Annotated in this window: 16 protein-coding genes and 1 tRNA gene; 7 read left to right on the top strand and 10 right to left on the bottom strand. The window is 65.7% G+C overall.

What is annotated here, in order from left to right:
* Positions 1-6 precede the first annotated feature (6 nt).
* Positions 7-249, bottom strand: a complete 243-nt coding sequence (locus NLM25_RS41215) for a hypothetical protein (protein ID WP_254140718.1) — start codon at positions 247-249, stop codon at positions 7-9.
* Between the two features lie 294 nt (positions 250-543).
* On the opposite strand from NLM25_RS41215, the gene NLM25_RS41210 reads away from it, so the two are divergent.
* Positions 544-1,503: a helix-turn-helix transcriptional regulator gene (locus NLM25_RS41210; protein WP_254140717.1), complete on the top strand. Its 960-nt coding sequence runs from the start codon at positions 544-546 to the stop codon at positions 1,501-1,503.
* A 136-nt stretch (positions 1,504-1,639) separates the two neighbouring features.
* Here NLM25_RS41210 and NLM25_RS41205 read toward each other — a convergent pair whose 3' ends face one another.
* The 3 genes from NLM25_RS41205 to NLM25_RS41195 form a co-directional block, all read right to left on the bottom strand.
* Positions 1,640-1,873, bottom strand: a complete 234-nt coding sequence (locus NLM25_RS41205; protein ID WP_254123607.1) for a hypothetical protein — start codon at positions 1,871-1,873, stop codon at positions 1,640-1,642.
* A 156-nt stretch (positions 1,874-2,029) separates the two neighbouring features.
* Positions 2,030-2,332 (bottom strand): hypothetical protein, encoded by a 303-nt coding sequence (locus tag NLM25_RS41200; RefSeq protein ID WP_254140716.1) that lies wholly within the window; start codon positions 2,330-2,332, stop codon positions 2,030-2,032.
* A 186-nt stretch (positions 2,333-2,518) separates the two neighbouring features.
* A tRNA-Leu gene (locus NLM25_RS41195) sits at positions 2,519-2,603 on the bottom strand.
* A 159-nt stretch (positions 2,604-2,762) separates the two neighbouring features.
* Between NLM25_RS41195 and NLM25_RS41190 the strand changes: the two genes are divergently transcribed.
* A complete protein-coding gene (locus NLM25_RS41190; protein ID WP_254140715.1) occupies positions 2,763-3,302 on the top strand; it encodes a disulfide bond formation protein B in 540 nt (179 codons plus the stop codon).
* Positions 3,303-3,416: 114 nt separating this feature from the next.
* Here the strand turns inward: NLM25_RS41190 and NLM25_RS41185 are convergent, their stop codons facing one another.
* Together NLM25_RS41185 and NLM25_RS41180 are read right to left on the bottom strand one after the other, a co-directional pair.
* Positions 3,417-4,502: an AbrB family transcriptional regulator gene (locus tag NLM25_RS41185; RefSeq protein WP_254140714.1), complete on the bottom strand. Its 1,086-nt coding sequence runs from the start codon at positions 4,500-4,502 to the stop codon at positions 3,417-3,419.
* A 101-nt stretch (positions 4,503-4,603) separates the two neighbouring features.
* Positions 4,604-4,891, bottom strand: a complete 288-nt coding sequence (locus NLM25_RS41180) for a PsiF family protein (protein ID WP_254140713.1) — start codon at positions 4,889-4,891, stop codon at positions 4,604-4,606.
* Between the two features lie 203 nt (positions 4,892-5,094).
* Here NLM25_RS41180 and NLM25_RS41175 point away from each other — a divergent pair, with 203 nt between their 5' ends.
* Complete coding sequence (locus tag NLM25_RS41175) at positions 5,095-5,586, top strand: hypothetical protein (RefSeq protein WP_254140712.1); 492 nt, start codon at positions 5,095-5,097, stop codon at positions 5,584-5,586.
* Between the two features lie 148 nt (positions 5,587-5,734).
* Here the strand turns inward: NLM25_RS41175 and NLM25_RS41170 are convergent, their stop codons facing one another.
* On the bottom strand, positions 5,735-6,283 hold the full coding sequence (locus tag NLM25_RS41170) for a TetR/AcrR family transcriptional regulator (protein WP_254140711.1): 549 nt from the start codon (positions 6,281-6,283) through the stop codon (positions 5,735-5,737).
* Between the two features lie 110 nt (positions 6,284-6,393).
* On the opposite strand from NLM25_RS41170, the gene NLM25_RS41165 reads away from it, so the two are divergent.
* The 3 genes from NLM25_RS41165 (at position 6,394) to NLM25_RS41155 (ending at position 8,057) form a co-directional block, all read left to right on the top strand.
* Positions 6,394-6,819, top strand: coding sequence for a thioesterase family protein (locus NLM25_RS41165; RefSeq protein ID WP_254140710.1), 426 nt, complete (start codon positions 6,394-6,396; stop codon positions 6,817-6,819).
* Between the two features lie 3 nt (positions 6,820-6,822).
* Positions 6,823-7,299: a PaaI family thioesterase gene (locus NLM25_RS41160; RefSeq protein ID WP_254140709.1), complete on the top strand. Its 477-nt coding sequence runs from the start codon at positions 6,823-6,825 to the stop codon at positions 7,297-7,299.
* A gap of 98 nt (positions 7,300-7,397) precedes the next feature.
* The gene (locus NLM25_RS41155) at positions 7,398-8,057 is read left to right on the top strand and encodes a DsbA family protein (protein ID WP_254140708.1); all 660 of its coding nucleotides are present in this window, start codon (positions 7,398-7,400) and stop codon (positions 8,055-8,057) included.
* A 78-nt stretch (positions 8,058-8,135) separates the two neighbouring features.
* Here the strand turns inward: NLM25_RS41155 and NLM25_RS41150 are convergent, their stop codons facing one another.
* From NLM25_RS41150 to NLM25_RS41140, 3 genes are all read right to left on the bottom strand, one after another.
* Positions 8,136-8,342 carry a hypothetical protein gene (locus NLM25_RS41150; RefSeq protein WP_028159206.1) on the bottom strand — a complete coding sequence of 69 codons (207 nt, stop codon included), beginning with the start codon at positions 8,340-8,342 and terminating at the stop codon, positions 8,136-8,138.
* An 81-nt stretch (positions 8,343-8,423) separates the two neighbouring features.
* Positions 8,424-9,494, bottom strand: coding sequence for a phospholipase (locus tag NLM25_RS41145; protein WP_254140707.1), 1,071 nt, complete (start codon positions 9,492-9,494; stop codon positions 8,424-8,426).
* A gap of 35 nt (positions 9,495-9,529) precedes the next feature.
* Positions 9,530-10,501: a S1C family serine protease gene (locus tag NLM25_RS41140; RefSeq protein ID WP_254123592.1), complete on the bottom strand. Its 972-nt coding sequence runs from the start codon at positions 10,499-10,501 to the stop codon at positions 9,530-9,532.
* Positions 10,502-10,785: 284 nt separating this feature from the next.
* On the opposite strand from NLM25_RS41140, the gene NLM25_RS41135 reads away from it, so the two are divergent.
* On the top strand, positions 10,786-12,204 hold the full coding sequence (locus NLM25_RS41135) for a M20 family metallopeptidase (protein WP_254123591.1): 1,419 nt from the start codon (positions 10,786-10,788) through the stop codon (positions 12,202-12,204).
* Positions 12,205-12,224 lie beyond the last annotated feature (20 nt).

The raw sequence follows: 12,224 nt of genomic DNA, 5'->3' as shown, positions 1-12,224 counted from the left end.
GTTGCTTCAATGGCCGGCGGCGAACGTGATGCCGGCGCGCACTTCGGCGATCGCCTGGTCGATCAACCCGATCGCCTTCTCGCGATGGCCGCCCTTGTTCGGCTCGGCCTTGCCGAGCTCGGCGCGGGCCGATTGCAGGATCGCGATGGCTTCGTCCATGTGCGGCTGCGCGCCGAGCGCGTAACCGATCGAGAGGCTGGTCGCGATGGCGCCGCCGAGCACGAGGCTGCGGGGTAGAGAGGTTCGCATGTCGTCGTCTCCTCCACGGGCGTCAGGCTGGGGCCGCCCGGTTGCCCGGATGCACTCCCTTATGTGCCGGGATGCCGCATCCGTCGCCTGAATAGGGCCCGTCCGGGCGTGTCGTCTTGGACTATCCGGCGCCGACGGTGGTGCGGCTTGGACTGACCGGCGCAGCTTGATTCACGTTGGCGTGCTGATAGCCTGCGCTCGCCGGTCTTCAGCGGTCGTTCATTTTTGCCTGACAGGCCACGGCACGTTTTCGCGCACGAGCTTTTCCCAGAAGTCCTTTTGGAAGTTCTTTCGATGTCCGTCATCAGGAAGGCGCTCTCGACCGACATGCTGCCGCAGGACCTGTCCGACCGGCAGCGCTTCATCCGCTTCGCCGAGTTGTTCGAGCATTTCTCCAACACCGGCGAGCTCGATCCGGCGTCCGACGTGCCGTTTCGCGCCACGATGAACTCGATTCATATCGGCACCACCATGCTTGGACGCTGCGACGGCAGCTTCGTCACGGTCAGGCGCGAAAAGCGCCAGGTGCGCGAGACCGGCGACGACCGCTTTTGCCTCGCGCGCAACACCGGCGACCGCCCTTCGCAGGTGGTCCATCGCGGCCGCGAATTCACCATGCGGTCGGGATCGATGGTGCTGCTCAAGCTGGACGAGCCGTTCTTCGCCGCCGACGGCGCCAGCCACAAGCGCTTCACCAACGTGCATCTGCCGGTCGATACGCTGCGCGCGATGGTTGCCGACGTCGACGATCTCGTCGGCTGCGAGCTCGAACCCGGCGGCGCGCTGTCGCTGGCGATGGACTACAGCGATCTCCTGCTACGCCATTCGACGGCTGCTGACGAAGCCGGCATGGCCATCGCCGCGCATCTGCTCGACCTCGCGGCGATCGGTCTCGGTGCCCGCGGCGATATCGCCGCTGCGGCGCGACGCCGGGGCCTGCGCGGCGTGCGGCTCAAGGCCGTGCTGTCGATTCTCGCGGCGCGCTTCCACGAGTCGGATTTTTCCGCACAAAGACTCGCCGCCGCCGCCGGTCTCTCCGAACGTTACGTCAACGAGCTGTTGTTCGAGGCCGGCGCCAGCTTCACCACGCGCCTCAACGAGCTGCGCCTGCGCAAGGCCGCCGATCTTCTCGCTCATCGCGAAGGCCGCATCAGCGACATCGCCTTCGCCTGCGGCTTCAACGACCTCTCTTATTTCAACCGCAGCTTCCGCCGGAGGTTCGGCCTGACGCCGACGGCGGCACGGGGGAAGTGAGGGATCGCTTCTTGTGGTTTTTTCGTAGGGTGGGTTAGCCCTGCGGCTGCGCGAAGCGCAGTCCCGCTTGGCGTAACCCACCTCTTCTGTTCCCGAGGATGGAGACAGTGGTGGGTTACACTGACGCTAACCCACCCTACAGGACGTCAACCCTCGGCGGCGGATAGCGCCGTGCCAGTATCGACAGCGACAGATGCCGCTCGTCCTCCGGCAGCGCCAGAAAGGCCAGCACCTGCGGCCGCTTCCAGTCATCGATGCCGAAATCCATCGCCATCCATTTCTGCGGCTCGGGGCCTTCGAGGCCCCGGACCCAGACGAAATAGCGGGGGAGGTCGTCGGCGTCCGCTTCCGTCGTGCGTCTCCGGGCCATCAAGCTGCTCGCTGCATCAATACGCGCCGCCTCACGATATAGGTAGTCGCGTGGCGAAGTCGAACGCCTCGGGGCGGCCCTGATGGTGAGCGCGGGGCCGCTTATAGATACAGTAAGTCCGGGACACCGGTGCGAGGCGCGCGCAGCGCTGCCTTGTCACTGCCAGAGTTGGCTGTCCGCGACGCGATTGATGTCCGCAAGACGCCGGCTGGCATCGCCATGGAGGTCGATGCTCTCAACCAGCGTCAGCAGGCGCTGATAGGCGCTGTCAGCAATTTCGACCGGCAATGGAGCCTCGTCAAACGCCTCGACATAGCTGCCGACGAGACCGCTGAGCAGACGGCAAAGACCGCGCTGGGCGGGATCGTCCCGGCCGAGCGTCTCGAGCTTTTGCTGGAATGTCCGGAAGGTGCGCAGGCCGTGGTGTTGCTGGGAAAGCCACGTGTGCAGGTCGTTCATATGAGCCTCTTCGAGTTACAGAAGAAGCTACCGGTTTATACAGGAGGGATATGACGATTGGAAGGTAGAGAGACGATCAAGCCTTGCTGAGGAGACAGTCCGTCTCCACCAAGACACTTCGCCGGACACGCTTTGCCCTTTCGGCCCGGCGTGGCCGCGCCACGCGAAACCCGAAAGGGCGAAGCGTGGTGCCCCTGGCCGGAATCGAACCAGCACTCCTTGCGGAACTCGATTTTGAGTCGAGCGCGTCTACCAGTTCCGCCACAGGGGCCCTCGGTCGGCCCCACGTATGGGGGCGTCGCGAAGCCGGCGGACTATAGCCATGGACAGGGCGGGGTCAACCCGCGCCAAAGTGATCCCGGCCGTTCTCGACAGCCGCCTGGGCCGGGGTTAGAGCCTTGAGAAAGCGACCCGTCCGAAAGAGGCTGCCGTGCCGACCCAGAGTGCCGCAATTCCTGCGTTCAAGCCGGCTGCGACCGGTCCCGCGCTGATCGCCTCGCTTCTCGTCACGCTGATTGCCGCCGCGACCATCGCGGGCGCCTGGTTCTTCCAGCTCGTGCTGGAGATACTGCCCTGTCCGCTGTGTCTGGAGCAGCGCTACGCCTATTATCTTGCGATCCCGGTCGGTGCGCTCACAGCGCTCGCGGCGCGGAGTGGCGCGCCGCGGCCGTTGCTGCTCGCCGGCCTTGCGATCCTCGCGCTGGCGGCGCTCGCCAATGCCGGGCTTGGCACCTACCACTCCGGCGTCGAATGGGATTTTTGGAAGGGACCGACCGATTGCTCGGGCCCAGTCGTCAATCTCGGCAGCGCCAATGATCTGCTCTCGCGGCTCGACACCGTGAAGGTGGTCCGTTGCGACGAGGTGCAGTGGCGCTTCCTCGGCCTCTCGCTCGCCGGCTACAACGTGCTGATCTCGCTGTTGATGACGGCGATTGCCGCGTGGGGATTTGCGGCGACGGCGAAGCGCTAGCTCAGCTGCCGTAGGGTGGGCAAAGCGCAGCGTGCCCACCATTCTTAACGACAATGCGGTTGCATGGTCGGCACGGCGCTGACGCGCCTTAGCCCACCCGGAAGCTATGCCTCCTCAATCGTCCACATCGTCCTGCGTGCGGCCGAACAGGTGCACGATGCCCGGTGTCGCGATCGTCACGAACACGAAGCGTGACAGATGATGAGCGCCGACGAAGATCGGGTCGATGTGCAGCGTCAGGGCCAGCGCCAGCATCGCATCCATCGCGCCCGGCGCAAAGGCGACGACGACGTCCGAGAATTTCACTTGCGTGGTGAGCGCGACGATGCCGACGAAGATCGCGGATACCGCGATGGCCACGGCAAACGAGCCGAGCGCCGCATTGATGTGTCCGGCGAGCGTCTTGATCCGCATCCGCGCGAAGCGGCTGCCGATCAGCGCGCCAATGCCGATCAGGGCCACGCCGCGCACCCAGTTCGGCAGGCCGCCCTCGACCCAGTCGGCGCCGTGCAGCACGCTGGAGCCGATCATCGCGCCGAACATCCAGCTCGCCGGAAACTTGATCAGCCGCAGCAGCAGCGCCGCAGCGAGCGAGGCTGCGACCAGCATCGCGAGGTCGAGCGGCGAGGCGATCACCGTCGTCAGCGATGGCGCCGCGGAGGGCGCGACCCCCGCGATCGCCAACACCATCGGCAGCGCCGCGGTGAGGATAATGACGCGCATGGTCTGCACCACCGCGATGCCCGGCAGGTCGGCGCCGCGCTCGACCGCCAAAATCGTGATCTGCGACAGGGCGCCGGGACTGCCGGCGAGGAAGGCCGAGGTACGGTCCCAGCCGTGGATGCGCTGGAGGTAATAGCTCGAACCGAAGGTCGAGCAGAAGGTCGCGAGCGCAAGCAGGCCGATGGTGAGAGGATAGGCGCTGACCTGTTGAAGCAGGTGGCGCGAGACGACCGAGCCCAGCGAAATGCCGAGCAGCACCAGCACGGTCTGGGTCAGGATCGGCGGCAGCGTGAGCTTGCGTCCGGCGATCGCGGCGATTCCGACCGCGATCATCGAGCCCGAGATCAGCCCGCCGGGAAGGCCCGCGAGCAAAAACGCCAGCCCGCCCGCGGTGCCGATGACGAGCGTCTCCACCGTGCTCAAGATCTCGGCACGGCTCGGCCACTCGAACGGCAGGGAGGCGGTGATTTGCTTCACGCCACCTTATCGCAAATCAGCGAGAGGCGCACAATTGCAGGCTCGTCATGCCGCAATGCGCGCGCCTCTCACGGATGCTCGAAAGCCGTATTGTGACGGATTTACTTCTTGTCGGCGGCGGGGGCGGCGGTGCCGGCCTTCGCTTCCTTCATGCACTCACGGCGAAATTTCTTGCGCTCCTTGCCCTTCAGTGCCTTGGCGTCCGCTTGCTTGGAGCATTCGAGCGACTCCGCCGAGCGCTCCTTCGGCGCCTTCTTGTCGGCGGGGGCGGCGGCAGTTGTGCTCTTGGCATCGGTCTTGGCGGCCGGCGCGGCCGTCTGGGCGAAGGCGGTGCCGGTGGCGAGCAGGGTGGCGAGGGCGACGACGGCGAGGCGAGACGTGAAGGTCATGGTGTTGCACTCTTCTTGCGAGAATGGCGAAGGCTGGGAACGTCGGCTCGTGTTGCTGAACGCGACATGAATAATTCGAACCGGGGGGATCACTATATTTTGGCGGCAGGGGCCATCACTTCCTTGTCGCGAGCGGGCGGCACGCTAGGATAGCAATCCTCGTTTCACTTCCGTCGGGGAAGACCAAGGAGGAGGACCCAAGGATGACCATTCAATCAAAACTGCTGTGTGCCGCTGTCGTGTCTGGCTTTGCCGCGCTGGTTGCGAGCGCACCGGCGCAGGCGCTGACCTCGCAGGAGTGCAGCGCGAAATACCAGGCCGCCAAGAAGGACGGCTCGCTCGGTACCATGAAGTGGAATGACTTCCGCAAGGCCCAGTGCGGTGCTGATGCGACGCCTGCCGCGGCGCCGACCGCGGCGGCTCCGGCTGCGCCTGCAGCTCCCGCCGAGCCGAAGCAGGCGAAGAAGGAGGCCGCCCCCGCTGCCGCGCCGACCCTGCCGGCCGGCCCCGCGATCTATCCGAATGCGGTCGATCCGAAATACGCCAAGGAGACCGCCGGCAAGGCGCGTCTCCACACCTGCGTCGACCAGTACAACGCCAACAAGGCCACCAACGGCAATGGCGGCATGAAGTGGATCGAGAAGGGCGGCGGCTATTACAGCGAATGCAACAAGAAGCTGAAGGGCGCCGCCTGAGCTTCGAGCTGACGCGATGGCCGGAGCGAAGCTCCGGCCATTTCGTTCGGAGCGTTTTCGAGCGAAGTGGGTACCGGTTCGCGTAACGAAAACGCGTCAAGACAAGAATCCAGAGCCCCGTTCCGATTCCATCGGAACGGAAATGGCTCTAGTCGAGCAGCTTCTCGGCCGATTTCGCCACGAGCTGCGATCGCTTGCGCGGACCGCGCTCGACGAACAGCAGACTCTGGCCGAAGATGAAGCAGTAGAACAGGAAGGCTTGCGCATCGGCCGCCTCCGCCTCGAGGCCGGTCGCGCGATAGAGCTCGGCGACGTGCTTGAGCCGCGCCGCATCGACGCTCGCGACGGCCGCTGCCGCGTTCTCGTCCGAGCGGGCCCATTGCCGGATCGCGAGCTCGATCGCCATGCCCTCGGGATTGAGGCGTTCGGAATAAAGCTGGATCATCGCTTTCAGCCGCTCGCGGGGATCTTGCCCGTCGAGGCTGGTCTGTTGCGCGATCGACGCCGCGCGCCCCTCGCGCCAGCGCTCCAGCATGGCATCGAGCAGCGCGGCGCGGTCGGCGAAGCGGCGATAGAAGCCGCCCTTGGTGACGCCGAGATTCTTGGCGAGCACCTCGACCCGCACGCCCTCGACCCCCGAGCGGGCGAGCTCGGTAAACCCTGCCTCGACCCAGACATCGCCCTTGCCGTCGCTCATGAAGAAAGCCTCACCGGTTCTTGATACGGTGCCGTATTGCTAACGCGACCGGGTCCTGATACGCTACCGTATCAACAATCAAAAGACGGAAAACGGCAGGAGGAATTGCGATGCAGGAGGCGACCTATCGCGGCACGGTCTATCCGTGGCAGTGCGATCACGTCGGCCACATGAACATCATGTGGTATGTCGGTAAATTCGACGAGGCCAACTGGAATCTGTTCGCCCGCCTCGGGCTGACGCCGAGCTATCTGCGCTCGTCCGGCCGCGGCATGGCCGCCGTGCAGCAGAACATCACCTACAAGCGCGAGCTGCTTGCCGGCGACATCGTCGAGATCCGCAGCCATCTGCTCGAGGTCCGCGACAAATCGATCCGTTTCCGGCACGACATGGCGAATGCCGAGACCGGCGAGATGGCTGCGTTCTGCGAGATTACCGGCGTGCACATGGACCGTAGCCAGCGGAAGTCGGCGCCGTTCACGGATGCGATCCGCGAGGCCGCCTTGAGCCATCTCGCCGAGCCGGCCGAGGTCTGAGCCATGGCGACATTCGAGCCGAAAAACCCGGGCTATCGTGCGGCTGCCATTGCCATGTTCGAGGCCCAGCCGGCGATGCGGACGCTCGGCATCGTGATCGTCCGCCTCGCGCCGGGCGAAGTCGAGCTCGCGATGTTGCATTCGCCCGCCTTCACGCAGCAGAACGGCTTTGTCCATGCCGGCATCATCACCGCGGGCCTCGACAATGCCTGCGGCGTCGCCGCTTTCACCCTGATGCCGCCCGAGGCCGATATTCTCACCGTGGAGTTCAAGATCACGCTGCTCGCTCCCGCCCGTGGCGAGCGCTTCGTCTTCAAGGCCGAGGTGGTCAAGCCCGGCCGCACGCTCACCTTCTGCGAGGCCAGGGCCTTTGCCGAGCACGACGGCAAGACCACGCTGATCGCAACGATGACCGGGACACTGATGGCGATGCTCCCCCGCGCTACGGCTTCGCAAGCGCCGGCCGGGATCCGCGCATAGCACGGCGATGACATCGCGCCCGCAACGCTCTATATGACGCGTAACAATTCCCGGTCCCGAGCCGTATTTGCGGCGATGGGACCGAAACGGGACGAGATATGACTGGATTCAGGAATAAGGGCCTTGTGGCGACGCGGCGTGCGGCGTTGACGCTGATCGGGGCGGGTGCCCTTGCGGCCGGCAGGATCACGTCTGCGCGCGCGGCCGCCGATGATGACGAGGTGCTGACCGAAGCCAAGGTGCTGCGCGACCCCGATGTTCCTGTCGCCGGCAATCCCGACGGCAACGTCAGCATCATCGAATGGTCCGACTACAATTGTCCCTACTGCCGCAAGCTCGAGCCGGAGCTGCGCCAGGTCGTACAGGACGACGGCAAGGTGAGGCTGGTGATGAAGGACTGGCCGATCCTCGGGCCGGTCTCGGTCACCGCGGCGCGGATCGCGCTCGCGGCCAAGTACCAGGACAAATACCATCAGGCGCACGACGCCATGATGGGCGTCAGTTCGCGCCTGACAGAGCCGCGCATCAACGAGCTGCTCGCGGCCGCCGGCGTCGACATGGACCGCCTGAAGCGCGACCTCAACGAGCGCGGCAAGGATATCGACGCGGTCCTCAAGCGCAACAACGACCAGGCCGAAGCCTTCGGCTTCCGCGGCACCCCGTCCTTCATCGTCGGCAAATATCGCGTGCCGGGCGTGCTCAGCATGACCGAGTTCGAGCAGGTCATCGCTGACGCCCGCAAGGCCAAGATGAACTGAAGCGGGCGGCATCGATCGCAGCCAACACAAAGGCGCCGCCGCGGACCCGCGACGGCGCCTTGTTCATGATAGGCATCGTTACTTCGACGAGATGCGGACCCAGTCCTTGTGCGCGCGATCGCGCAGGGCATCCCAATCGGCCTTGGCGACATCCCAGTTCACGATGGTGCGATTGGTGGTCGCGACCTCGCCATTGGCGACCGACGAGGTCTGCATGGAGTCATAGACGTACACGCCGCAACCGAGCAGCAGTGCGCCCAAAATCATTCCGAAAAAAGTCTGCATAGCGAACCTCCGGTGACGGGCGATAACGTCGGCCCGGAGTTATGGTTCCGCGGCAGTGCGGCGCAGATAAGGACGACCCGTTCATCCGCGGTTCAGCCATTCCAGCAGCTCTGCGTTGATCTCGCGCGGATAGGTGTGGCTGAGGTCGTCGATCTCGCGATAGGTGACGTCGGCGCCGGCGGCGGAGAGGGCCGCCTGCGTCTGGCGCGCGGTCTGTACCGGAAACATCCAGTCGAGCTTGCCGTGGGTGATGAAGATCGGCAGCCCCTGCAGGCGCGCGGCGTCCGCCATCTCCGCCAGCAGCGGATGGAAGGTTGCCGACACCGGCGCGAGATGCGTGAAGGGCGACGCGCCGTCGAGGCCGCTGACGTAGCAGAACGTGCCGCCGTCGCTCATCCCGGTCAGCAGCATGCGCGAGGTATCTATCGTCCAGCGGCTGCGCACGGTGTCGAGAATGCGCATGAGGTTCGGCGTGTCGCTATCGTCGCCCATCAGCGCCCAGGTCGAACCGGTCGCGGTCGGCGCCACCAGGATCGCGCCAAGGCTGCGGGCGTCGCGGAGCCAGCTCCAGAGAAAACCGCGGCCGTTGCCGCTGCCGCCATGCAGCGCCATCACCAGCGGCATGGCGCGATCGGGCGTGTAATATTCGGGCACATAGACCGAAAAGCCGCCACGGCTGCCGGGCTCGTTGTGGTCGTGGAAGATGCCGGTGTGTTCGCCCGCGCCGGCTTCCAGCCGGGCCAGCAGATCTTCGTTCTCGCGATTGGCGGCGTTGAGGAAGAAGCCGCTCACCGGCGGAAACTGGGTCGACAGCGGGTACAGCGCCTCCTGGGCACGCGGCACATGGCGTAGCGCGCGGAAGACCGCGACGAGATCGCCGTTGCCGCGCTCGACCTCGCGTATGCCGGCAAAGGCGGCGAGCGCTTCATTGCAGGCGCGGTCGAGCCGTTCGCGCAGCCCGGTGAACTGCTCGGGCCAGGTGCCGATCGCAGCGTGAGCCGCTTGCAGGGCCTCGTCGGGCATGCCGACCGCATTCATCACCGAGGCAAAGGCCGGCGGATGCAGATTCCGGGTGAAGAAGCCGAGTGCTTCCAGCGCATTGAGCAGCGGCGGCAGCACGGCCACGATGTCGTCAACGACGGCCTCGGTCATCGCCGCTTTCCTTGCCTGATGTCAGTTCGGTCTTGTCAGTGCAGCTTGGGCGCCTTCAGGAGCTTGAAGCGGTCGGTCGAGGTCACCGTGACGTCGAAGGTGACGCCTTCATGATGCACGGTGAGCGGCACGTCGACGCCGGCGGCGCCGAGCGCCCACATCTTTTTGTAGAAGGCGGTCTGGCTCGTAACCTTGTCGCCGTCCACGGCGAGAATGACGTCGCCGGTCTTGAGCTCGGCGCGCGCGGCCGGGCCGTTGGCGGAGATCCCGATCACCACCACGCGATTGTCGATCTCGGTCGAGTAGAGCCCGAGCCAGGGCCGCGCCGGCTTGTTGACGCGGCCGAACTTGCGCAGATCGTCGAGGACCGGTTTCAGCAGGTCGATCGGCACGATCATGTTGACATGCTCGGCCTTGCCGTCGCGTTCGCGCTCGAGCTGGAGCGAGCCGATGCCGATCAGTTCGCCGCGCTCGTTGAGCAGCGCGGTGCCGCCCCAGTTCGGATGTGCAGGATAGGTGAAGACGGCTTCATCCAGCAGATATTCCCAGTAGCCGGCGAATTCCTGCTTGGCCACGATCTGGCTTGCGACCGAGCGCGTGCGCCCGCCGGCGCCGCCGACCACGACGCGGTCGCCGACCCGGGTTTCCTCCGATGTGCCGAGCGGCAGGGGGTCGACGTCCAGCTGGCCGAGCGCCTGCACCAGCCCGAAGCCGGTCGCGGCATCGAAGCCGAGGACATGCCCCTCCACCACGCGCCCGTCTCCGAGATGCAGCCACACGGACTCTGCTTCGGTGATGAGATAGCCGATGGTCAGCACCAGCCCGTGGTCGATCACGACGCCGTTGCCGGCGCGCTCGGTGCCCAGCGTTTCGGCACTGAAGGCGTCGGGCGGGATGATGGCGTGCAGGCCGACGACGGACGCGAGCGCGCGGTCGAGATCGAAACTGTAATCGCTCGCGCGCGGCTGATTGGCCGGCGGCACTCTCCATTCGGTCAGGGCGGGCATGGAGTTCTCCTGGCTGAGAGCATCGCTCCGCCATTGCTGCGGAACGACGCGCGAAGCACGCATAATTTAGGCCGGGGGAGGCCGTCTTGAAAGCCTCGTTCCCAACTATTCCGGAGAACGCCGCGTGAATTCCTGGAAAGGCACATGAACGCCTGCACAGGCGGCAAGCGGCTGCCTATTCCGGCACCGGCCGCATGGCTGCTGTCCCGCGAGGTGCTAGGCGGGATGCAATGAAGCTGCTAACCATTGCCGCTTCGTTTGACCAAGAGATCACGGACCGAAGCATGGATAACCGCAGCGACATCTGGCGTGGCGTCGACACGATCAAGGCGCGTTTCATCGACCTCAGCGACAAGGTCTGGGGCATGCCGGAGGTGTGCTACACCGAGGCGCGGTCCGCCGCCGAGCATCTCGCCGAGCTGCGTCACCAGGGTTTCCGTATCACCGAGAACGTCGCGGGCATCCCGACCGCGCTGATGGGCGAGTGGGGTGAGGGCGGTCCGGTCATCGCCTTCATGGGCGAATATGATGCGCTGCCGGGCCTCAGCCAGGAGGCCGGCGTCGCCGAGCACAGGCCGGTCGAGACCGGCGGTCATGGTCATGGTTGCGGCCACAATCTGCTTGGTTCCGCGGCGCTGCTCGCCGCGACCGCGGTGAAGGACTGGCTCGCCGAGAACAAGGTGCCCGGCCGCGTGCGCTATTACGGCTGCCCGGCTGAAGAGGGTGGCGCAGCCAAGGCCTTCATGGTGCGCTCGGGAGCGTTCGAAGACGCCGACATCGCCATCACCTGGCATCCGCACAGCTTCTGGGAAGTGGCCGTGACGCCGTCGCTCGCCAACACCCGCGCGGACTTCATCTTCACCGGCCGCACCTCGCATGCGGCGGCCTCGCCCCATCTCGGCCGCTCCGCGCTCGACGCGGTGGAACTGATGAATGTCGGCGTGAACTACATGCGCGAGCACATGCCGAGCGACGCGCGCGTGCATTACGCGCTGCTCGACACCGGCGGCATCGCGCCCAACGTCGTGCAGGCCCATGCGCGCGTGCGCTATTCGATCCGCGCCCGCGATCTGCCCGGCATGAACGAGCTGGTCGGACGCGTGAGCAAGATCGCGGAAGGCGCGGCGCTGATGACCGAGACCAAGGTCGAGATGAAGATCATCTCCGCGGTCTCCAACATCCTGCCGAACACCCCGCTGGAGCAGGCGCTGCACCGGGTGATGGAAGAGCTCGGGCCGCCGCATTTCGACGACGCCGACAAGGGCTTTGCGACCCAGATCCGCGCGACGCTCAGCGACAAGGACATCGCGTCGGTCTATTACGCGATCGGCATGGAGCCGACCGACCGGCCGCTGGCCGACTTCCTGGTGCCGCTCGACGCCAAGCGAAACCCGCTGGTGGGCTCGACCGACGTCGGCGACGTGAGCTGGGTGGTGCCGACCGTGCAGGTCCATGCACCGACGGTTGCAATCGGCACGCCGTTCCACACCTGGCAGGTGGTGGCGCAGGGCAAGAGCGGACACGCCCACAAGGCGATGGTGCAGGCGGCCAAGGCGATGGCCGGTATCGGCATCAAGGCCTTGACGGATCCCGAGCTGATCAAGGCCGCGAAGGCGGATCTTCAGAAGCGGACGGCCAAGACACCTTATGTCTGCCCGCTGCCGGACCACGTTTCGCCGCCGCTGAACATGTCCGTGGCGTAGAATTTCGCCTCGATACTTCG

The sequence above is a fragment of the Bradyrhizobium sp. CCGB01 genome (assembly GCF_024199795.1).
Classification (GTDB): Bacteria; Pseudomonadota; Alphaproteobacteria; order Rhizobiales; family Xanthobacteraceae; genus Bradyrhizobium.
This window is presented reverse-complemented; position numbering and strand designations above follow the sequence as displayed.

Excerpts from the sequence above, each read along its gene's own strand:
- NLM25_RS41210 (WP_254140717.1), top strand. The coding sequence starts at position 544 with ATGTCCGTCATCAGGAAGGCGCTCTCGACCGACATGCTGCCGCAGGAC.
- NLM25_RS41145 (WP_254140707.1), bottom strand. The coding sequence starts at position 9,494 with ATGACCGAGGCCGTCGTTGACGACATCGTGGCCGTGCTGCCGCCGCTG.
- NLM25_RS41175 (WP_254140712.1), top strand. The coding sequence starts at position 5,095 with ATGACCATTCAATCAAAACTGCTGTGTGCCGCTGTCGTGTCTGGCTTT.
- NLM25_RS41165 (WP_254140710.1), top strand. The coding sequence starts at position 6,394 with ATGCAGGAGGCGACCTATCGCGGCACGGTCTATCCGTGGCAGTGCGAT.
- NLM25_RS41200 (WP_254140716.1), bottom strand. The coding sequence starts at position 2,332 with ATGAACGACCTGCACACGTGGCTTTCCCAGCAACACCACGGCCTGCGC.
- NLM25_RS41215 (WP_254140718.1), bottom strand. The coding sequence starts at position 249 with ATGCGAACCTCTCTACCCCGCAGCCTCGTGCTCGGCGGCGCCATCGCG.
- NLM25_RS41140 (WP_254123592.1), bottom strand. The coding sequence starts at position 10,501 with ATGCCCGCCCTGACCGAATGGAGAGTGCCGCCGGCCAATCAGCCGCGC.
- NLM25_RS41155 (WP_254140708.1), top strand. The coding sequence starts at position 7,398 with ATGACTGGATTCAGGAATAAGGGCCTTGTGGCGACGCGGCGTGCGGCG.
- NLM25_RS41150 (WP_028159206.1), bottom strand. The coding sequence starts at position 8,342 with ATGCAGACTTTTTTCGGAATGATTTTGGGCGCACTGCTGCTCGGTTGC.
- NLM25_RS41170 (WP_254140711.1), bottom strand. The coding sequence starts at position 6,283 with ATGAGCGACGGCAAGGGCGATGTCTGGGTCGAGGCAGGGTTTACCGAG.
- NLM25_RS41205 (WP_254123607.1), bottom strand. The coding sequence starts at position 1,873 with ATGGCCCGGAGACGCACGACGGAAGCGGACGCCGACGACCTCCCCCGC.
- NLM25_RS41160 (WP_254140709.1), top strand. The coding sequence starts at position 6,823 with ATGGCGACATTCGAGCCGAAAAACCCGGGCTATCGTGCGGCTGCCATT.
- NLM25_RS41135 (WP_254123591.1), top strand. The coding sequence starts at position 10,786 with ATGGATAACCGCAGCGACATCTGGCGTGGCGTCGACACGATCAAGGCG.
- NLM25_RS41180 (WP_254140713.1), bottom strand. The coding sequence starts at position 4,891 with ATGACCTTCACGTCTCGCCTCGCCGTCGTCGCCCTCGCCACCCTGCTC.